16 protein-coding genes are annotated in these 19,971 nt (G+C 57.7%); 14 read left to right on the top strand and 2 right to left on the bottom strand.

Going from position 1 to position 19,971, the window contains the following annotated elements; genetic code table 11:
• Genes H7B67_RS18325 through H7B67_RS18340 form a run of 4 tightly spaced genes read left to right on the top strand, consistent with a single transcriptional unit; the run spans position 1 to position 3,521 of the window.
• A complete protein-coding gene (locus H7B67_RS18325; protein ID WP_185121317.1) occupies positions 1-666 on the top strand; it encodes a YcnI family copper-binding membrane protein in 666 nt (221 codons plus the stop codon).
• Between the two features lie 33 nt (positions 667-699).
• Positions 700-1,737: an ABC transporter substrate-binding protein gene (locus H7B67_RS18330; protein ID WP_185121318.1), complete on the top strand. Its 1,038-nt coding sequence runs from the start codon at positions 700-702 to the stop codon at positions 1,735-1,737.
• Positions 1,734-2,516: an ABC transporter permease gene (locus H7B67_RS18335; protein WP_185121319.1), complete on the top strand. Its 783-nt coding sequence runs from the start codon at positions 1,734-1,736 to the stop codon at positions 2,514-2,516. The genes H7B67_RS18330 and H7B67_RS18335 overlap by 4 nt, the downstream gene beginning before the upstream one ends.
• An 18-nt stretch (positions 2,517-2,534) precedes the next feature.
• Positions 2,535-3,521 carry an ABC transporter substrate-binding protein gene (locus H7B67_RS18340; RefSeq protein ID WP_185121320.1) on the top strand — a complete coding sequence of 329 codons (987 nt, stop codon included), beginning with the start codon at positions 2,535-2,537 and terminating at the stop codon, positions 3,519-3,521.
• Between the two features lie 117 nt (positions 3,522-3,638).
• On the opposite strand, the gene H7B67_RS18345 is transcribed toward H7B67_RS18340, so the two are convergent.
• Positions 3,639-4,856 carry an MFS transporter gene (locus H7B67_RS18345; protein ID WP_185121321.1) on the bottom strand — a complete coding sequence of 406 codons (1,218 nt, stop codon included), beginning with the start codon at positions 4,854-4,856 and terminating at the stop codon, positions 3,639-3,641.
• Positions 4,857-5,046: 190 nt separating this feature from the next.
• Between H7B67_RS18345 and hemE the strand changes: the two genes are divergently transcribed.
• The 7 genes from hemE to nagZ all read left to right on the top strand — a co-directional run bounded on the left by hemE (position 5,047) and on the right by nagZ (position 15,224).
• A complete protein-coding gene (gene hemE / locus H7B67_RS18350; RefSeq protein WP_185121322.1) occupies positions 5,047-6,096 on the top strand; it encodes a uroporphyrinogen decarboxylase in 1,050 nt (349 codons plus the stop codon).
• A complete protein-coding gene (gene hemH, locus H7B67_RS18355) occupies positions 6,093-7,013 on the top strand; it encodes a ferrochelatase (RefSeq protein ID WP_185121323.1) in 921 nt (306 codons plus the stop codon). Before hemE ends, hemH begins: the two co-directional genes overlap by 4 nt.
• A 22-nt stretch (positions 7,014-7,035) precedes the next feature.
• Positions 7,036-8,511: a protoporphyrinogen oxidase gene (gene hemG, locus H7B67_RS18360; protein ID WP_185121324.1), complete on the top strand. Its 1,476-nt coding sequence runs from the start codon at positions 7,036-7,038 to the stop codon at positions 8,509-8,511.
• A 190-nt stretch (positions 8,512-8,701) separates the two neighbouring features.
• The gene (locus H7B67_RS18365) at positions 8,702-9,898 is read left to right on the top strand and encodes a copper amine oxidase N-terminal domain-containing protein (RefSeq protein ID WP_185121325.1); all 1,197 of its coding nucleotides are present in this window, start codon (positions 8,702-8,704) and stop codon (positions 9,896-9,898) included.
• A 206-nt stretch (positions 9,899-10,104) separates the two neighbouring features.
• A complete protein-coding gene (locus H7B67_RS18370; protein ID WP_185121326.1) occupies positions 10,105-11,979 on the top strand; it encodes a cache domain-containing sensor histidine kinase in 1,875 nt (624 codons plus the stop codon).
• Complete coding sequence (locus tag H7B67_RS18375; protein WP_185121327.1) at positions 11,951-13,600, top strand: response regulator; 1,650 nt, start codon at positions 11,951-11,953, stop codon at positions 13,598-13,600. The genes H7B67_RS18370 and H7B67_RS18375 overlap by 29 nt, the downstream gene beginning before the upstream one ends.
• A 25-nt stretch (positions 13,601-13,625) precedes the next feature.
• Positions 13,626-15,224, top strand: coding sequence for a beta-N-acetylhexosaminidase (gene nagZ / locus H7B67_RS18380; protein ID WP_185121328.1), 1,599 nt, complete (start codon positions 13,626-13,628; stop codon positions 15,222-15,224).
• Between the two features lie 378 nt (positions 15,225-15,602).
• On the opposite strand, the gene H7B67_RS18385 is transcribed toward nagZ, so the two are convergent.
• On the bottom strand, positions 15,603-16,541 hold the full coding sequence (locus tag H7B67_RS18385; RefSeq protein WP_185121329.1) for a transposase: 939 nt from the start codon (positions 16,539-16,541) through the stop codon (positions 15,603-15,605).
• A 543-nt stretch (positions 16,542-17,084) separates the two neighbouring features.
• Here H7B67_RS18385 and H7B67_RS18390 point away from each other — a divergent pair.
• The 3 genes from H7B67_RS18390 to H7B67_RS18400 are packed head-to-tail and all read left to right on the top strand — an operon-like array spanning position 17,085 to position 19,819.
• Entirely contained in the window at positions 17,085-18,392 is a 1,308-nt protein-coding gene (locus tag H7B67_RS18390) for a CapA family protein (protein WP_185121330.1), read from the top strand.
• Positions 18,393-18,419: 27 nt separating this feature from the next.
• Positions 18,420-19,187 (top strand): glycerophosphodiester phosphodiesterase, encoded by a 768-nt coding sequence (locus tag H7B67_RS18395; RefSeq protein WP_185121331.1) that lies wholly within the window; start codon positions 18,420-18,422, stop codon positions 19,185-19,187.
• Complete coding sequence (locus H7B67_RS18400; protein ID WP_185121332.1) at positions 19,184-19,819, top strand: fumarylacetoacetate hydrolase family protein; 636 nt, start codon at positions 19,184-19,186, stop codon at positions 19,817-19,819. Before H7B67_RS18395 ends, H7B67_RS18400 begins: the two co-directional genes overlap by 4 nt.
• Positions 19,820-19,971: the final 152 nt, after the last annotated feature.

Genomic DNA, 19,971 nt, shown 5'->3' on the forward strand with positions numbered 1-19,971 from the left:
TTGTCGAGAATTTATTCGGGGGCGTTTGTCCTCTTCGCCTTGCTCTTGGCCTTCGCCGGAACGGCATCGGCGCATGTGACGGTCCTACCCGCGGAGACGAAGCAAGGGAGTTATGAAGTGTTTACCGTTCGGGTGCCGACCGAGAAGGAATCGGCGACGATCCGGGTGGAGCTGCTGTTCCCCGAGGGGGTCGCGATCAGCCGCGTGCAGCCGCTGGCCGGCTGGAGCTACGAGTTCGGCACCGACGCGGAAGGGAAGAAGACGTCGATCGTATGGACGGCGGACGGAGCGGGACTGTCGGACGGCGAATTCGGCGAATTCAAGCTTCAGGGGAAGGTGGCCGAAGACGCCGAACGGCTCGAGTGGAGCGCCGTTCAGACGTACGCGGACGGTTCCGCAGTGGAGTGGGCCGGAGGAGCCGAGTCGGAGACGCCGGCTTCCGTGACGAAAGTGCAGCCGGGCGCGGGGGAAGCCGATTCCCACGCTGCGGCGGCCGGACATCAAGCGTCCTCGGCTTCCGTAGGCGCCAATACCGCAAGCGCCAATACCGCAAGCGGCGATGGCAGCTTGCTGGGCTCTCCGGTTTTCTATATTTCGCTCGCCGCCCTGGGAGCGGGAGTGATCGCTTTGACGCTGGCTCTGAAGCGCCGCAATCAAATCGCCTGAAGGCAAATTAACGTTGCGAGGAGAGATGAACGAATGAAGATTCTCGAGAATATGCGGTCCGGGAGGCTCCCGAAGGCTGCCGCCGCTCTTACGCTTGCCTTAGCGCTGGCCGGCTGCGGAAGCTCCGGCAACGGGGGAACGGCGTCCGAACAAGGAGCGAAGGGCGAAGCAAGCGGGGAGGCCGGCGTCGTCGAATTCAAGTATCCCGACAACCCCGGCTTCGATCTCGTCTACTTGGCCGACGAGCTAGGTTATTTCGAGGGAATGAGCACGAAGCCGAAATACGTCGGCAAAGTAGCCGCACCCCAGATCATTCCGCTCGTCGGAACGGGAGACATCGACTTCGGCTCCCGGATGGTTCCTCTCGTCATTTCGGCGATCGCCAGCGGCGCCGACATTAAAGTCGTTTCCGCGGGCGGCAAGACGCTGGAGGATGCCCCGCATATGAAGTATTTCGTGCGCAACGACGGCAGCATCAAGACTCCCAAGGACCTGGAAGGCAAGACGATCGGCTTCAACAGCTTCGGAGCTTGCGCCGAGTTCGTCTCGAAGAAGTGGTTCAAGGAGCAAGGCGTCGATATCGACAAGATTAAATTCCTCGTCGTTCCGGACGACAAGCAGGAGCAGACGCTGGAGCAGGGCGGCATCGACCTCGCCATTATCCATGCGCCCTTCTCGGGCAAGGCCGAGCACAACGACAAGCTCGTCAAGCTGTGGAGCGACTACGATCTGGACGGCGGACTCGGCGGCATGGCGCCTTACAGCGTCAACGGCAAATTCGCCCGCGAGCACCCGGAAGCGGTGAAGGACTTCGTCTCGGCGATCGCGAAGACCGCGAACTGGGTCAACGAGAATCCGGAGGAAGCGAAGGAGATCATCGCGAAGCGGTTGGGCATGGACGTGAAGTACATCGATCGCTTTGCCTACGTAGAGAATCTCGTCGTGACCGAGGAGCCGATCCAGTACTACATCGACATCCTCGAGGAGTACGACAAGATTCCCCAAGGCAAGGTGACGGTCAAGGACGTATATACGAACGAGTTCAATGAATTCGCGGGGCAATCGGCATGAGACGGACCCTCGCATGGTCCCGTAAAACGGTCGACCGAAGCCTGGCCATCGTTCTTTTTTTCGTCGTCTGGGAGCTGCTGCCTCGGCTGGGCATCGTCAATTCCGCCTATTTGAGCCCTCCCTCGCAAGTCGTGCTCGCCATCGGCGATCTTGTGTCGAACGGAGAGCTATGGACTCACGTGTCGGCAAGCTTGCGGCGATCCTTAAGCGGCCTTCTTCTAGCGATAGCGTCCGGAACGGTTCTCGGCCTTCTTCTAGGCTGGTTCAAGCGCTTCGAGACGCTTCTCGATCCGCTGCTTCAACTGGCTCGGCAAGTGTCGGCGTTCGCCTTGTTCCCGGTGTTCATCCTGTTCCTCGGCATCGGAGAATCCTCCAAGACCGCGATCATCTTCTGGGCGTCGTTTTGGCCGATTTTGCTTAACACCGTGAGCGGAGTCAAGCATGTCGAGAAGCTGTTGATCGATTCCGCGAAGTCGATGGGAGGTTCCCAGCTCTTCCTGTTCCTGCGCGTCGTCCTGCCGGCGGCCGCCCCGAGCATCTTTACCGGAATCCGGTTGGGAGGAGCTTACTGCATAACGGCTCTCGTCGCCGCGGAGATGATCGGTTCCTCGGAAGGGCTCGGATTCTACATTCTGAACTCGCAAGAGATTTTCCAGATTCCGGACATGTATGCGGGGATATTGCTGCTCGCCGTCCTCGGCCTGCTTCTGAACTATGTGCTGGCTCTGATCGAATCGAGAATGACCCGGTGGAAAAAGGGGCTGTCCAACAATGGGTAAGCGGAGGCGCGGCGAGGGATGAGGAAGTCTGGCGTTCGGTTCGGTCCGGCCGTTCGGTTGGCCATAGCCCTGCTGCTCGCTTTGCTGTTGGCCGGCTGCGGAAGCCAGGACGGCAAGGAGGAACGAGCGTTCCGGCAGCCGGTCGAGCCCGGCAAGCTGAAGGTCGGCTACGGCGGCAGCAGCGCGTTGATCGGCTTGCAGAAGAGAGGGGATCTCGAAGCCCGGCTCGCGGCGCTGCCTCAAGCGGTTGCCGTGGAATGGCTTCGCTTCGACGACGACGCCTCGTTGTTTCGGGCGATCGAGGAAGGGCGCGTCGATATCGGCTCCGTCGGCGATGCCGTACCCGCGTTCCTGCATCGGGAGGAGGCTCCGCTCGTGTATTTGGCGGCAGAACCGGCCAATCCGTCCGCTTACGCGATCGTCGTTCCTCTCGATTCCTCCATCTATGCGGCGGCGGATTTGAAGGGCAAGCGAGTGGCTTACGCGAACGCTTCCAACGAGCATTTGCTGCTGCTGGAGGCTCTCGATTCGGCGGGGCTGTCGGCTGCTGACTTGAAGCCGGTCGAACTGGCTCCCGCCGATACGTTCCGGTCCGTCGAAGGGCGCAAAGCCGATGCTTGGGCGATCGGAGAGCCGGAACTGAGCCGAACGGAGCCGCTAGGCGTCCGGATCATCGCGACCGGCGAGCTGTCCCCGGCGATTCGCGACATCTATATCGCGACGCCGGAGAGCATGGAGGGGAGAGAGGAGCTCTTCGGGCAAGCGTTGGATGCGATCGGCGCCTATGACGACTGGCTGAACGAGCAGTACCATGACGCGGCCGAACTGCTGTACCAAGAGACTGGCATCTTGCATGCAAGCTGGCTGAGCGCGTTCGAACGCAAAGCATACGGAACCGCGCCGATGCTCGCAAGCATCGTTCGGGAGCAGCAGCAAGTCGCGGATACGGTTCGTCGACTAGGCGGGAGGCAAGAGAGTATTGACGTCAAAAGGTTCATAAAATAACGGAAGTGCACCCATTCGCCCTCTTCGGTAAGGATAGAGGCCGGGAATGGGTGCACTTTCTTTTTCGGGCCGTTTTTAAGCTGATTTCGCCGGCACGGGTACGGTATCGCGCACCCTTCAGCCTGTTCTGCCCTCCGCCCCCATTCCCGCGCGCCGGAGGGAGCGATAGGTCCAGAGCGAGGTGAGCAGCAGGCTTGCGGCCGAGACGATAAAGATGCCTTCGATTCCGATCAGGCCGGACAAGGCGCCGCCGGTGATCGGGCCGATCATGTTCCCGAGCGCCAAGGAGCTGCTGTTGAAGCCGAACGCCTGGCTGACGCTGCTGTCGGGCGTATAGCGCCGGATCAGCGAGTTGACGGTCGGCGTCAGTCCACCGATGAAGCAGCCGAGCAGGAACCGGTAGACGAGCAGCTCCGGCACCGAGCTCGCGAACGCTTGGGGAACGAACATGATTCCGGCCCCGAGCAGGCAGATGACCAGGATCCGGAAGGATCCGATCCGGTCGCTCAGCTTGCCGAGCAGGGGCGCGGCGATCATGTTCGACAGTCCCGTCGCCGCGCTGACGAAGCCGGACCAGAAGGCGAGATCCTCGCTCGTGCCGTGCAGCCTGGCGACGAACAGCGGAATGAGCGCCATCGGGCTCAGCATCGCGAATTGGATCAGGAACGTGACGGAGAACAGCGCCGGCAGCTGCGGAATCCGCATCAGCTTCTTCAGATTGCCGAGCATGCTCGTTTTGGCGCTTAGCGCCGCGGCTTTCTTGTCGAACTTCTCCTTCACCATGATCCAGGAAAGCGTGGAAGCCAGGAACAGCAAGCCGCCCGTTATGTAGAAAATAGGCCGGTATCCGAAGTGGTCCGCCATCAAGCCACCCAGCAGGGGCCCGAGAATCGTCCCGGCGATCGATCCGGATTGAACCGTTCCGAGAGCGAAGCCCATCCGCTCCTTGGGCGTCGACGCGGAGACGAGCGATACGGCCGCCGGGATATAGCCGGAGATGACGCCGTTGAGCATCCGGAGAAGAAGCAGCTGCCAAGGCGCCGCCGCGAACCCCATCAACACCATGACGATGGACATTCCGAAGCCGGAGCGCAGCAGCATCATTTTCCGCCCGTAGCGGTCGGACAGCTTGCCCCACAGAGGTTGAAAGAAGAACGAGGTAATGAAGTTCGAAGCGAAGATCAGCCCCGCCCACAAGGCGATATTATGTTCTCCTTCGACTCCGAGGTCTTCCTGAAGGTACAGAGAGAGGAACGGCGTGATCATCGTCATCCCGGCGGAGACGAGGAAGCAGCCTAGCCATAAGACCGAGAGGTTGATTTTCCAACGTTGCATGCAGGCACCTTCTCTTACTGGTAAGATAAAAACATCGACCAGTATAGTATAGTCCATTTTGCCGAGGAAGGGCGGGCTTTGTCATACTTTTGTCAAAGTAACTTCGAAGTGAAAGGTTGTGACCTCCTCCCAAAAGGGGCATAATGAAGTCAATGTAACCCATTCCAAGACTAGAAGGGGACCGAATAGAATGAACGACCGATTCTTGAGCGCGTGCCGAGGTGAGCCCGTCGACCGGGTTCCGGTATGGTACATGCGCCAAGCCGGAAGGTACGACCCCGATTATCGCAAAATCAAAGAGAATTATTCCTTGCTTGAAATATGCCGACAGCCCGAGCTTGCCGCCGAAGTGACGATCATGCCGGTGAAGAAGCTCGGCGTCGACGCCGCCATCCTATATTCCGATATCATGAATCCCGTCGCTTCGATAGGAATCGATTTCGACATCGTAAAGGACGTAGGGCCGGTCATTCATAATCCCGTGCGCACGGCCGCGGAAGTCGATAAGCTTCGTCCGATCGATGTCGAAGGTGATCTGCCTCACGTTCTGGAGACGATCCGCATCCTGCGCCGCGAGCTGAGCGTTCCGCTTATCACGTTCGGAGGAGCGCCGTTTACGCTAGCCAGTTACATAATCGAAGGGCGGCCGTCCAAGTCGTACATCCGCACGAAGACGATGATGTACTCGGAGCCGGACGTCTGGCACCGCTTGATGGGCAAGCTGGCCGACATGGCGGCTTCCTATTTGCGGGCGCAGATCGGAGCGGGAGCCCAGGCGGTGCAGCTGTTCGACAGCTGGGTCGGCTCTCTGGCTCCGCAAGATTTCGCGCGGTTCGTGCTGCCCCACGTCGAATCTATCTTCGAGAAGCTGGCCGATCTCGACGTTCCGAAGATTTACTTCCCTGGCGTCAGCTCCGGCGAGCTGCTGCCGCACTTGACCGGGCTGAAGACGGACGTGGTCGGCCTCGATTGGCGCGTGCCGATCGCCGAAGGACGCCGCCGTCTGGGCGGACGCTTCGCGGTGCAAGGCAACCTGGACCCGTACGTGCTGACCGCGCCGCAGAGCGTGATCCGCGAGCATGCCGCCAGATTGATCGACGAAGGCGTGAAGGAGCCCGGCTATATTTTTAACCTGGGCCATGGACTGTTCCCGGAAGCCTCGTTGGATAAGCTGAGAGAGTTGACGGAATTCGTGCATGAGTATTCGGAGAAAAAGTTGAGAGAAGGGGTGGCGGGATGAGCGCGATCGGCGTATTGGTCATGTCATATGGAACTCCGGAGAGCCTGGACGGCGTCGAGGCGTACTACACCCACATTCGTCACGGGCATCCGCCGACGCCGGAGCAATTGGAAGATTTGACTTCCCGTTACCAGGCGATCGTGGGCGGGGTTTTCCCGCTTCGGGAGAATACGAACCGCCAGGTAGAAGCCTTGCAGCGAACGCTGGACGAACGGGCGGGAGCGGGACGCTACCGCTGTTACCAAGGCTTGAAGCATGCGGCCCCGTTCATCGAAGACGGTGTGGCCGCGATGGCCGCGGACGGCGTGAAGGAAGCCGTCGCGATCGTGCTGACGCCGCAATTCTCGTCGATGAGCGTGGGGGGCTACTTGAAGCGGGCGCGCGAAGAAGCGCGGAAGCACGGCATTCGCTTGGCGGAGGTCGAGAGCTACCACCTGCATCCCGAGCTGATCGACGCGCTGAACAAGCGCGTGACGAACGGGCTGGAGAAGCTTGGCGACGATAAGGAAGGGGCTCTCGTGCTGTTCAGCGCCCACAGCCTGCCGGCGAAGATCGTCGAGATGAAGGATCCGTATCCGGAGCAGCTGCTGGAGACGTCCAAGGCGATCGCCGATGCGGCCGGCATCGGGCGTTGGCAGTTCACCTGGCAGAGCGCGGGACAGACCGGCACGCCTTGGCTCGGGCCGGACATCCTCGAGACGCTGGACGCGCTCGCTCGCGAAGGAACGAAAGCGGTGCTGGTCGCGCCGGTCGGGTTCGTGTCCGATCATCTGGAGGTTCTGTACGATCTGGATATCGAAGCAAAGAAGTTCGCGGCGGAGAAAGGCATTCATCTCGAGAGAATCGACATGCTTAACGACGACTCCCAGTACATGAACGCGCTGACGGACTCGATCGCTCATGCGGCCAATAAATAAGATAAAGATGGAGAGTGGCGATATGGGACGTAATGTCAAACGGGTGGCGATACTCGGGGGAGGCATTACCGGCCTCAGCGCCGCTTTTTATTTGAAGCGGCAAGCCGGAGAGCGGAACCGGGAAGTGGAAGTGACCTTGCTGGAAGCGTCCGGCCGTCTCGGAGGCAAAGTGAACACGCTGAGAAAGGAAGGGTTCGTCATCGAGCGAGGCCCGGACTCGTTCCTGGGTCGCAAGCTTCCGATGCTGCACCTGGCGCGGGATTTGGGCCTGCTTGGCGAACTGACGGGCACCAACCCGCAGGCGGTGAAGACCTACCTCGCGCATAACGGATTAAAGCCGATGCCGAAGGGAATCAACCTGGGCATCCCGAACAACATCGGCTTGTTCGCGCGGACAAGCCTGATCTCCCCGCACGGCAAGCTGCGGGCGCTGGACGAGATGAGAATTCCTCCGCGTGAAGGGGAAGAGGACGAGAGCGTCGGCGACTTCCTCGAACGCCGGTTGGGGCGCGAGATGGTGGAGAGGATCGCGGAGCCTCTGCTCGCGGGCATTCACGCCGGCGACTTGTACAAGCTGAGCCTTAAGGCGACGTTCCCCGAGTTCCGGGAGATGGAGCTCAAGTACGGCAGCGTCATCCGCGGCATGATGGAAGCGAAGCGGCGGGCCCCGACCGCGGGCGCCCAAGCGGCCAAGGCTAGGTCCGAGGCGGTCGGTGGCTACCCGATTCCGCCGACGGCGTTCCTGACCTTCCGGAACGGATTGTCCACCGTCATCGAAGCGCTCGAGAAGCGGCTGCGGGAAGACGGCGCCGAGATCCGTCTCGGCGGCGAAGTGGTCCGGCTGGAGCGGTCGCCGGCAACCGAAGGCTCCGGATCCGTTTATCGCCTAATCTTGCGGGACGGTTCTTCCGTCGAAGCGGATTCCGTGCTGTTTACGCTCCCGGGCTACGCGATGACGCCGCTGCTTGCGCCCCATATGGAAGTCGGCCCGCTCGGCGAGATGGAATACGTCTCCGTGGCGAACGTCGTGCTCGCGTATGACGAGAAAGGCTTCAACCACAGGCTGGACGGATCGGGCTTCCTCGTCCCGCATTCGGAAGGACTTACGATCACGGCCAGCACGTGGACGTCATCGAAGTGGGGCCACACCGCCCCCGCGGACAAGCGGCTTATTCGCTGCTACGTCGGCCACGCCGGCAACGATGCCGACGTGGAGCTGAGCGACGAGGAGATGACCGCAAGAGTCCGTCGCGATCTAAAAGCGCTGATGGGCCTAACCGCCGAGCCGCGGTTCGTCGAGATAACTCGTCTGCGCCGGGGCATGCCGCAGTACGGCGTGGGCCATAGCGAGCACGTCGAAGCCTTCCGCGCCAACCTCGCCGCCGCGCTTCCCGGCGTCTTCGCGACGGGAGCCAGCTTCGATGCCGTCGGGCTGCCCGACTGCGTCCGCATAGGCAAGGATGCGGCGGATCGGATTTTATCGTTCGGTCAAGCATAAGGATTAGCGAGTTCCATTCAAGCCTGTCTTCCTCGATCCGACGAGCGAAGATGGGCTTTTCTATTTTTTAAGTTATCTTTAGAAAATTATCAAATGTTCGTGACAGAATATGACAGCCTTCCGTGGAAGAGTAGTGTAAGATCATAAAAGTGTGCATTTATCTTAAAAGAAGATAGGATGGGATTTTTTCATGCGTAAGTTTTGGATTGTTGTTTTATCGGCTGCACTCTTTTTCGCGTATTCGGGAATGGCCGGAGCGGCATCGCCGCAGAAGCCGATCCAGGTGCTTCTGAACGGATCGCCCGTTACGTTCGCCGTTGAACCGACGGCTATCGAGGGGAGAACGTTCGTCGAGTTCCGCTCGCTGTTCGCGGCGCTGGGTTATGAAGTCGCCTACGATACCGCAACCAAGAAAATCAACGCCGTATCCGGCGATCGCGCCATTGATCTGACGGTCGGGTCGAAAGTGGCGCACGTGAATGGCGAAGAGGTCCAAGTCGACAACCAACTGAAGATCGTAAATAACCGAACGTTGGTCGGAGTGCGCTTTATCGCGACATTGTCCGGTAAGGACGTGACCTGGGATCCGACGACGAGCACGGTCGTTATCATCGATAAAGGACCTACTCCGGAGCAAGAAGCCGCGGTATACGAGCTGCTTAATAAGATTCAATTGGTTGAAGCCGCGCATGATGCGAAGGGCATGATCGCCCTCTTTGCCGAAGACTCCCCGATAAAGGAAGCCTACGGCGAACAGCTCGCCGCGAATTGGGAACGGGTTCAGACCAAGACGACGATCCTGGAGAAGGCGATCGTATCTTATTCGGCCGAACAAGCGGTTCTCGAGACGCTCGAAGAGAACGTCAAGACGGGTGGCAAGGGCTTTGCCCCGAATTACCAAGGCAAATTCCTTTACACGCTGCAACCGGACGCGAACGGCGAGTGGAAAATTTACAATCTTGAGATGACCGATTACAAGATTTTGAATGTCGCGGATCTGTTCAATCAAGCCGCCGATATTCCGGCCGAAGAGGCGAAAGCCTTAAGAGCCGTTCTCGATGCGCAAATCAAGGCTACCGTCGACGAAAATATCGATGCCTATATGGCCACGATGTATTTCGACGACGAGGACTCGAAGAAGGCTTCCAGGGAGCAAGTCCAGCAAGTCCTGGATACGACCGACTCCAGCTTGACCGTCCATAAATTCGCCGTCGTCGACTACTATGACTCCAACAAAGCGACGATCCTATTCGAAGCGACAACGGAAGTGAAAGTGTCGGGGCAAACGATCAAAGTCCGCGCGACCGTCTTGAACGATGCCGAGAAACGGGACGGCAAGTGGCTGCTCGATCCATCCGCGGTGCAATTGGAGAGCGAACAGCTGTAAACCGTCTTTCACGCTCGGAGACCTCTATTCGGAATCGCGAGACGGCAGGGTCTATCCCTGCCGTTTTTTTGTGTTCATTTTTATCCCTCGATAGTGAGAATACGCTCTTATGGCTTCCTGGCCGCGCTTATATAATGGGAGTGTAATCGGTGATCTTCCTGCTATAATCAGAGCAACGAGTATGCGAGGGGAAGGACGTTCGGCCGATGAGCTTGGGAAGACGGGTATTCACCGCTTTTGTTGTCTTTATCATTGTTCCCTTATTCGTTCTTGGGGCCGTCTCGTATCTCGTCTTCCAGCACATCACGGAAGAGAAGTACACGGAGCAGCTGGAGCTGTCGATGAACGCCATCGGACGCAACATCAACAATATGATCAAGGAAGCGAACTATTTCTCCGATTTTTGGGTCACGACGAAGGACAGCGTACAGAGCGTGGAACAGTCGATCGGCGGCATCTCCCAGTCGGCTTCGCCGGACGCTTCGACCGACGACCGGTATATGGAAGAGATGCTGGAACGGCAGAAGCTAAGCCAACGCGTGCTTCTCACTTATCCCGGGATCAAGTCCGTAACCCTCTATCCGAACGACGGTCGGGTCGTTAAAGTCGGTTTTATCCCGGATAAGCCGATCGATCTTAACGTCCTGAAGTCGAAAGCGATTTATCAGGAGGTACTGAAGAAGAACGGGGCCCCGGTGTGGATCGGTCCCAACGAAGATAAGGAATTGACCGGAGAGAACAATTTGTTCACCCAAATCCGGGTTCTGCTCGATATCGATACCTTGCAGAGCAAGGGCATTCTTGTCATCCGGTTCCAGATGAACGAGCTGAACCACACGTTCGACTTCTATAATACGGCTGCCGGCGACACTCGCCGTTATTTGATCGTCGGCCGCGGCGGCACGGTCGTTTACGACAGCGCCGAGAGAATGGAAGGGCAGAACTTTTACCGGAACGTCGATCCGAACGGCAAGCTGGATCTCGCAAGCAACTTTCAGAGCGTCAAGATGAAGTTCCTCGGAGAGAAAAGCCTTGTCTCGATCCACAACCTGGGCGATATCCAAAGACTCGGAGTCGGCGATTGGTCGCTGGTCACGGTGACCGATTGGAAGTATCTCTCGGGCGGCCAGACGAAGATTCTCAGCTGGCTGGTCGGGATCACGCTGGCGTCGGTTGTTCTGGCCCTCTTCTATAACTTGCTGTTCGTTCGCCGTACCGTTCGATTTATCGTGAAGGTCGTCAGCGCGATGCGCAAGGTGGAACGAGGCGATCTGACCACGAGGGTGTCCATCTCGGGCAATGACGAGACCGTTATTCTCGCCAAAGGCTTTAATAGCTTGGTAGAGAGAGTGTCCGAGCTTCTGGAGGACGTAACCCGGGAACAGAAGCGCAAACGCAAGGCCGAGATGATGCTGCTTCAAGCGCAGATCAAGCCGCACTTTCTGTTTAACGCCCTGGAGTCGATCAACATTCTGGCGGTACAGAACGAAGGACGCAAGGTTAGCAAAATGGTGCAGCGGCTTGCGAACATCTTCCGGATCAGCATCCAGCAGAAAGAAGAGATTCGGGTCGACCAAGAGCTTGAGCATTTAAGAAGCTACCTGGAGATTCAGAAGTTCCGGTTCGAGGAGCTTTTCGAGTATGAGATCGACGTGCCAGACGAGCTGTTTTCCCGCAACATCCTGAAGCTGACGCTTCAGCCGCTCGTGGAGAACAGCATCCAGCATGGCTTCGAGGGCATCGATTACCTGGGCCGAATTATCGTTCGCGGCCGGGAAGAAGAGGACCATATCGCGTTCTACGTCGAGGACAACGGGATCGGAATCGATCAGGAGCAGCTTGCCAGGTTCGCCACCAGCGGGGTTACGACCTTGGAGGAGCTCTACGAGGAATCCTCGGAGACCGGGGAGCGAAGAGGCCTTGGCGTCGGCAACGTCGCGGACAGACTGCGCATTCATTATGGAACGGGCTATGGATTGATTCTGTGCAGCGCGCCGGGCCAAGGCACGATCATCAAGTGCGTCATACCTAAGACAACGAGGGGTGAGTCTCATGATGCTGAAGGTCCTATTGGTGGATGACGAAATCAACATTCTCAAAAACCTGCAAGCCGTCGTTCCATGGGAGGAGCTCGGAGTCGAGGTCGTAGGCGCGGCCAAGAACGGGGAAATCGCGTTGGAGCTGGCGCGCGAGCACTCTCCGGATCTTATTCTGTGCGATATTCGCATGCCCGTCATGGACGGAATCGAGTTTCTGGGCGCCCTTCGCGAATTCAATGCCGAATCGGAAGTCATCATGATGACCGGGTATCAGGATTTCAGCTATGTTCGTTCGGTTATTCGCTATGAAGTTCGGGACTATATCCTGAAGCCGATCGACTACGACGAGCTCGCTCAGACGATCAGCCGGCTGGCGGACGGCATTCGGGAACGCAGAGCCGAGCAGCAAGTCATTCAGACGGAATGGCGGCAGATGTTCAGCTTGGCTTACGAGAAGGTGCTTTACGACCTCTTGATCGATATCGGAGGAGGCGGGGCTTCCAAGCCGTTCCTCAAATTCCATGAAGTAACCGGAGAAGACCTGACCTTCGCGATGCTTCTTGTCGACGTGGAGGAGTATTCCCGGAAGGAGTGCGTCTGGGACGAGAAGGAGAGGAAGCTGTGGAACTTCGCCATTCATAACATCCTCTTGGAAAATCTGGACAACTTCGCGGTCCCCCATTCGGTGCTGCAAGTAAGAAGCGGCGAGTGGTGCGTCCTGATCGAGAGGATCCCGCCCGAGTCCTTCGACCGCGAGGAATGCTTATCTTGGGGGACAAAGCTTAGCCAAGCTGTCCGGAGCTACCTGAAGCTGAATATCCGCGTCGTTCTCCATCCGGCGCCGGTCAAGCTGGAGAAGCTGTCCAAGACGTATAAATCGCTGCAGAGATCCCTGCACCTTGGAAGCACGGGTTCCGGGGGAGGCTCCGTACTCGTCCCCGAGAAAAACCGGGGCATCCAGGACGAGACGATCGGGCTGTGGGACCGGATCGAGGAGATGGTGACCGGCCTGAAGAGATGCGACCGCAGGAAGACGGAAGCCTCTCTAAGGGAATTGAACGAGAGCTTTAAGCGCCTTCCGGAATCGTCCTTCGAACGGGTCGAACCGATCCTTCATTACGTTTGCCTTCATCTGTTGCGGGAGATGAGAGCGATGGACGTGATCGGCCGCGGCGAAGAGCTCAACTATTGGAACCAGATCGATCACAGCCCGGGCATCCGGGATACGCTGGCGGTGATCAACCGATTGGTCGATCAATCCATCGATAACGTGATGAAGAAGAAAACGAGCGACGTTCTGATGCTCTCGGCCAAGGACTATATCGAAAGAAATCTGTCCTCGGACCTCAGCATCGACATGTTGGCCGAATACTTGGGAATCAGCGGCAGTTACTTCAGCTTGCTCTTTAAACAGCATTTCAACGAGACGTTCGTGGAATACGTCACCCGTCAGCGTATGGAAATGGCCAAATCCCTGCTTGCGTTGAGCGACAAAAGCGTGACCATGGTCGGGCAAATGGTCGGTTATGCGGAACGCCGGTACTTCACTCGGGTATTCAGCAAGTACACGGGAATGCTGCCTTCGGAATTTAGGGAGAATTCCCATCGACAGTCCAATGACACGATTCTTTCCGGTTGGTCGGATCGCGAGGATCGCCGGTGAAGATATGGAGAGGAGCTTGCAAGGGATGAGCCTTGGCGCTTGGAACGCCCTCAGCTTAAAAGAAAAAGTGGGACAGCTTTTTATTTGCGGTTTCGATGGACGGGAGTCCTCGGAAGGCATTCGCAAGCTAATCGAAGAGTATTCGCTCGGGGGCGTCATCTACTTCCGACGCAATCTTAAAGACGCAAGTCAGGTAGAAGCGCTGTCCAAGTCCCTTCAAGAGCGGGCCAAGATTCCTCTGTTTATCTCCATCGACCAGGAAGGCGGAATGGTCGTACGGCTGGAGGAAGGAGTCTCCGTCATGCCGGGAGCCATGGCAATCGGAGCCGCCGGCCGGCCGGACTGGGCCTACGAGGCCGCCTATTTGTCCGGCGCGGAGCTCCGCGAGATCGGAATCAACATGAACTTCGCCCCCTGCCTGGACGTCAACAACAACCCGGCGAACCCCGTCATCGGCGTACGCTCTTACGGAGAGCGGCCGGAGAGCGTCGCCGCTCTGGGAGTCGCGGCGTTGACGGGCTACCAAGCGAGCGGCGTCGCCGCCGTCGCGAAGCATTTTCCCGGTCATGGCGATACGGCCGCCGACTCCCATCACGAGCTTCCCGTCGTCCCTCACGGAAGAGACAGGCTGGACGCCGTCGAACTCCTGCCCTTCCGTTCGGCGATTTCCTCCGGGGTAGACGCCATCATGACCGCTCACGTCGTCTTCCCCGCCTATGAGCCGGACGGAGTTCCCGCGACTCTGTCCCGCCGCATCCTGACCGGGCTGCTTCGCGAACAGCTCGGCTATGGGGGCGTCATCGTGACGGATTGCCTCGAGATGAACGCGATCTCCGAGACGATCGGCGTCGCTCGCGGAGCCGTGGAGGCGATCAAGGGCGGAGCCGACCTCGTCCTCGTCAGCCATCGGCTGGATCGCCAAGTGGCCGCTCTCGAAGCGGTATACGACGCGGTTCTGGCGGGGGAAATCCCGGAGTCGCGCGTCAACGAAGCGGTGGAACGCATCTGGTCGCTGAAGCATTCCAGAGGATTATTCGAGAGCAAGCTTCCTGCCGCTTCCGACCGGAAGAAAGCGCAGGAGACCGCATTGCGTATCAGCGAGTCGACGGTAACCGTCGTCAAAGGGCATGACTTCCTTCCATTGTCCCGTTCGGTGAATGTCCTGACCGTCTGGGCGGAAGCGAGAGTGGGAACCGAAGTCGTGGAGGTCATCGAGCAGCATCGAACGCTCGGAGCTGCGCTGCAGGACGAAGGATATTCCGTCACCGAGCTTCGAGTCGGCTTGACTCCGGACGAATCCGAATTCGAGGCGGCGTTGGCGGCTGCCGACGACAAGGACGCGATCCTGTTCGCTTCCTACGACGCCGGCTTCTCTCCGCCTCAGTCGGAGCTCATCCGCCGTTTGGCCCAACTCTCGGACCGCCCCCGCGTCTTCGGCCTCATCGCGACCCGTACGCCGTACGATCTTCTTGCGGTCCCGGACGTCCCGCTCTACGTCTGCACGTACGAGAACAAGCCGACCATGATGAACGCCTTGGCCGGCGTCCTATCGGGACGAATTCCCGCTCACGGACGCCTCCCGGTTACGATCGGCTCCTTTCCTCGCTATTCCTCAGCTCCTTAAACGGAAGCTCCTCGAACCGACGTCTCTTGGCGTTCGGTTCCTTTTCTTTTCCGTGCGCTGTCCTTTCCTAACTTCTTCCTCGCACTATCTTCGCCATCTCTTTGGTGCGGCTGAGACGCTTATCTCTTTTTCGTCAAACAGTACCTTATCCCTTCCGCTCATGTTGGGGGCTAGTCGGGAGCCAATCGGAACTAATCGGGAGCTAATCAGAATCTAATCAGAATCTAATCAGAATCTAATCAGAATCTGATCAGGAGCTAATCAGGAGTAATGTCGGGAGCTTGTTGGGTGCTAGGTCGATGAATTCATGTAGACCAATAGGTTCAAGAGGTTCTTTCGGAAGGAGATTTGAGGTTCAAAGAATTGGTGATCGCACCTTCAAGCGGATAATACACGGAGCCAGCGGCCTCTCCACTTGGCTTTGCTTTCGTACTTTTTCCATGGGGGCTGCAGAACGGGTTTATAGCGAGTCAATACAGGATAGGGAAGGACGGGAGAAGTCGAACACAGCATTAAAATGCCGGGAAAAAGAGAGCAGGGTTCAAGATCGACGGTTTGGCGATTGGAGCGAAAACAATACTCGTTCAAGTAGGCTTGAAGGTGCTTCGGACCGATTCCGCAGAACGTCCCGTTGAGCCATTGGCGGATGTTGATTTTGTGAAGGCGCAGGGTGGGCAGGGATTTGCCGGCTCTCGGGATTAGAACAACGTTGGTCCCATCCGTGCAAGTTGACTGGCAGACTTCCAATCCATCCTTCGTTATTCGCCTCTCTTCATCAATGACATGCTCGGGAGAAGGCTGAAAAACCCGGATTTGCTCGAGCTGGTGCCGATCGTTCATGGCAGCGACTAGGAGAAGAGGATGCCGGGCGTCCAGATAATAAGAGGGGCCATAGTCGAAATGCTCGATTCTGACGTTGCCGCTAAGAACCCTTTTCTCTATCTCGAGGGACATGGCGTGTCGGATCTTGTGGCTGATGAGCCATGCGGTTTTGTAGGTGACGCCAAGAATGTCGCGAAGGTCCGTCGACGAGATGCCGGAAGGCTGCGAGAGCAAATAAATGGCCCGAAACCACCGACACAGGGAGGTGGAGCTGCCCTCCATGACCGTGCCCGAGATAAGGGAGGTCTGACGATGGCAGAAGGCGCACTCATATAGGGGAAGCCTGCGAGAGCGCGTCACATAAAAACGAGAATGAGAGCAATGGGGACAGCGGAATCCATTCGGCCACCTTGCCGCAAAAAGCGCATCGACGCAAGCTTGTTCGGTAGAAAATCGCGCGGCGAATACCTCGTAGGAGGTCGGATCATCGATCATTTTGTGCACCTCTGGACTGCGGGATTTTCTTTCATTTTACCAAACATATGTTCCTATTTCAATGACTTATGGATAATTTTATGAATTTTTCGCGACATGACCGAAGGGGATAAGGTACTGTCTGTCCTGGAGCATGAGCGGAAGGGATAAGGTACTGGTACTGGTTCCACATGCGGCATGAGCAGAGGGGATAAGGTACTGTTTGCGAGAAAAGGAAAGGGCGAGCTCGAACGCAGGGCGACAAAAGGAACCCGAGACCGTTCAGTACGTACAACGCAATCCGAGTGCGGAGCTCCCCTGAGAAGCAGCAAAGCATTCGTCGAGACTCTCGTCATGATCGGCGTTCGGATCGCTGCTTCGATTTTCGTCGTCTCGTTTAAAAGAAAGAGAATCAAAAAAGAGATATAAAAAGGTTAGAAAAGGCCGTTTCGCATCGGATTCTGTCATCCGAAGAAACGGTCTTTCGACATTTCCGGAATGTGTTGGCAGCCAGCTTATGCTATAATTACGGGCAGGAAACGGATAGGGAGGACCGCGCGTAAAATGACTTATTCCCGTACACAAAGCCGCCGGAAAACCCGAAGGCGCGCCCGCATTCTTTTCTACGTGAACTTCATGCTGTTGGCGGTGGTCCTTGGGGTAGGAGCTCTCGTCGTTTATGAACTTATGGACGGTTCGGACGGGGATCAGGCTTCGCAAGCTCCCGTCGAATCGGCTCCGCAGACTGCTCCGGCACAGGGACAGGATCAAGATCAGGAGCCATTGCCGACCGCCGGCGAGGAGCCGGACGACAGCGCGGCCGGTGGAGTCGAAGCGCCTTCGGAAGAAGCGTCGGAAGAATCTTCAGGCGAGCTCCCAGCGGATACTTCGAGCAACGGGGACAGCCAGGCGGTGAACCTCGCTTTCGTCGGGGATATTCTTTTGGCGGCTCGCGTAGAAGAATACATAACGAAGAACGGCGTCGATTATCCTTTTCTCAAAGCTTCCAGCCTGCTGCAGGCTGCCGATATTACGGCGGGGAACTTGGAGAATCCGATCACGGAACGGGGGACTCCTGCCGAGGACAAAACGTACGTGTTCAAGGGGAAGCCGGAGTCGCTGCAAGGAATCAAGAACGCCGGAATCGACGTGCTGACGCTCGCGAACAATCATACGCTGGATCAAGGCTGGGAAGGCTTAAGCGACACGATGGACTATCTGGACGATACGGGAATCGATCATGTCGGTTCTGGCAACGATGCTACGGAGGCCTATACGGCCGCTTTTCGGGAGCATAACGGCATTCGCGTCGCCTATATCGGAGTGACGAACGTCGTACCCGTTACGGAATGGAAGGCGGACAAAAATCATCCCGGGGTTGCGGAGACCTACGATACGACCCGGGCGGTACAGGCGATCAAGGACGCCAAGGAGCTGGCCGACATTGTCGTCGTCATGGTGCACTGGGGGAAAGAAAAGGTTCAGCAGCCGATCGAGAAGCAGACCACGGTCGGTCATACGTTCATCGACGCGGGGGCGGATTTGGTGATCGGAAGCCACCCGCACGTGCTGCAAGGCTTCGAACGTTATAAAGGCAAGTGGATCGCATACAGTCTCGGCAACTTCGTCTTTACTTCCGCGGGAGACCGTCTCACGCAAGAAACGGGGGTTCTCGAAGCGGCTTGCACCAAGCAAGGGGAATGCAGCATGAAATTTAACCCGATGCTGTCCGCTTATGCTCAACCGGCTCCCATGGATGCGGAAGAGGGAGCGGCTCTGCTGAGCAAGCTGTCGGAGCTCTCTGCTCCTTATGGCGTAGCGGTGAAATCGGATGGTAGCATCGTCCCGGGCGAAGGGGCTTCATCTCCGTAACGGTCTACCAAGAAAGGGAGTGGATTCATGGAATCGAGCGAGCGGGCGCGGCTGCATCCGTGCGTCGCGCACCGGGGGTGGTCCGGCAACGCCCCCGAAAATACGCTGGCGGCATTTCGCATAGCCGTCAGCGAAGCTTCCGTACATACGATTGAGATGGACGTGCATCTGAGCAAGGACGGCATCCCCGTTGTCATCCATGACGCCAAGCTGAAGCGGACGACGAACGGGAAGGGTCTCGTTCGCGATTATACGGCCGCGGAGCTAGGCCGGTTGGATGCGGGCGGCTGGTTCCATCCCTCTTTCGCGGGGGAGCCCGTACCGACTCTTGAACAGGTCCTAACCCTTGCCGGCGGCAAATGCAAGCTCAATATCGAACTGAAGGAAGGCAACAACGACGAGCAGCTGCTCGCCGGCAAGGTTGCCGAGGTCGTCCGTCGCTTCCGGCTGGAGCCGGATACGACGATTACGTCCTTCGAGCAGTCGCTTCTCGTCGCTTCCAAGAAGGCGGCTCCGGAGCTGCGGGTCGGATGGATCACGAAGAAGAAGCTGAGCCGGAAGATGATCGACCAATTGCGCCGAATAGGGGCCACGTTTCTCTCTATCGAGCAGTCCGCCCTCAAGGAGGAAAGTCTGAAGGAAGCGGTCGAAGCCGGAATCGAAGTGATGGCTTGGACCGTAAACGAGCCCTGGGAGCTATCCCGGCTCGTAGAATGGAAACAACCGCTCCAAATTTGCACCAATTATCCCGATCGCTGGGCGATCGCCGTACAGGAAGGAAGGCAATCAACATGAATATCCCCGAGATTCGCAATATTTACTGCGTAGGACGCAACTATCGACTCCATGCCGCCGAGCTGGGCAATGCCGTTCCGGAGAAGCCGATGATTTTCACCAAGCCGACTCATGCGGCCGTAGCTTGGGAGAGGCAGGTGGAGCTTCCGGGCACGCAGGGCTCGGTTCATTACGAAGCGGAGCTCGTGCTGCTGTTCTCCAAGCCGTACAAACCCGGCGATCCGTTAGACGAAGCCGTGTCCCATTTTACGGTCGGGCTTGATTTCACGCTTCGGGACGTTCAGGACGTCATTAAATCGAAGGGCTATCCTTGGCTGCCTGCCAAAGGCTTCCGCAATTCCGCCGGTCTCGGGGAATGGAAAGCTTACCCGGGAACCGGGATCATCGCGGAGAAGCCATTCGCCTTGGACATCAATGGCAAGGAAGTTCAACGCGGCAACGTCCGGGACATGGTGTTCGATATTCGGCAACTGGCCGATTTCGTTGCGGCTAACTACGGAATCGGAGCGGGAGACCTGCTGTTTACCGGAACGCCTGCCGGAGTCGGCCAGGTAGCCGACGGGGACGAACTGACGCTGACCTGGAACGAAGAGAACGTGGGAAGCGCCAAAGTCTCGCTGTCGAAGGATTAAGAATACGGACTATTATCCGCATACGGATGCTCCATTTTCAGACATTTGGGAATGGGGCGTCCTTTTCTTTTTTTCAAGATAATTGTATCCCTGTTTTAGGGGAATGAGGCCCTTACGACTAGTCGTTTACGCCTTACAATAGGGATGTAAGC

The organism is Cohnella thailandensis, assembly GCF_014212135.1.
Taxonomy (GTDB): domain Bacteria; phylum Bacillota; class Bacilli; order Paenibacillales; family Paenibacillaceae; genus Cohnella; species Cohnella thailandensis.

Coding starts and splice junctions, on each gene's coding strand:
- H7B67_RS18330 (WP_185121318.1), top strand. CDS start 700: ATGAAGATTCTCGAGAATATGCGGTCCGGGAGGCTCCCGAAGGCTGCC.
- H7B67_RS18335 (WP_185121319.1), top strand. CDS start 1,734: ATGAGACGGACCCTCGCATGGTCCCGTAAAACGGTCGACCGAAGCCTG.
- H7B67_RS18340 (WP_185121320.1), top strand. CDS start 2,535: ATGAGGAAGTCTGGCGTTCGGTTCGGTCCGGCCGTTCGGTTGGCCATA.
- H7B67_RS18345 (WP_185121321.1), bottom strand. CDS start 4,856: ATGCAACGTTGGAAAATCAACCTCTCGGTCTTATGGCTAGGCTGCTTC.
- hemE (WP_185121322.1), top strand. CDS start 5,047: ATGAACGACCGATTCTTGAGCGCGTGCCGAGGTGAGCCCGTCGACCGG.
- hemH (WP_185121323.1), top strand. CDS start 6,093: ATGAGCGCGATCGGCGTATTGGTCATGTCATATGGAACTCCGGAGAGC.
- hemG (WP_185121324.1), top strand. CDS start 7,036: ATGGGACGTAATGTCAAACGGGTGGCGATACTCGGGGGAGGCATTACC.
- H7B67_RS18365 (WP_185121325.1), top strand. CDS start 8,702: ATGCGTAAGTTTTGGATTGTTGTTTTATCGGCTGCACTCTTTTTCGCG.
- H7B67_RS18370 (WP_185121326.1), top strand. CDS start 10,105: ATGAGCTTGGGAAGACGGGTATTCACCGCTTTTGTTGTCTTTATCATT.
- H7B67_RS18375 (WP_185121327.1), top strand. CDS start 11,951: ATGATGCTGAAGGTCCTATTGGTGGATGACGAAATCAACATTCTCAAA.
- nagZ (WP_185121328.1), top strand. CDS start 13,626: ATGAGCCTTGGCGCTTGGAACGCCCTCAGCTTAAAAGAAAAAGTGGGA.
- H7B67_RS18385 (WP_185121329.1), bottom strand. CDS start 16,541: ATGATCGATGATCCGACCTCCTACGAGGTATTCGCCGCGCGATTTTCT.
- H7B67_RS18390 (WP_185121330.1), top strand. CDS start 17,085: ATGACTTATTCCCGTACACAAAGCCGCCGGAAAACCCGAAGGCGCGCC.
- H7B67_RS18395 (WP_185121331.1), top strand. CDS start 18,420: ATGGAATCGAGCGAGCGGGCGCGGCTGCATCCGTGCGTCGCGCACCGG.
- H7B67_RS18400 (WP_185121332.1), top strand. CDS start 19,184: ATGAATATCCCCGAGATTCGCAATATTTACTGCGTAGGACGCAACTAT.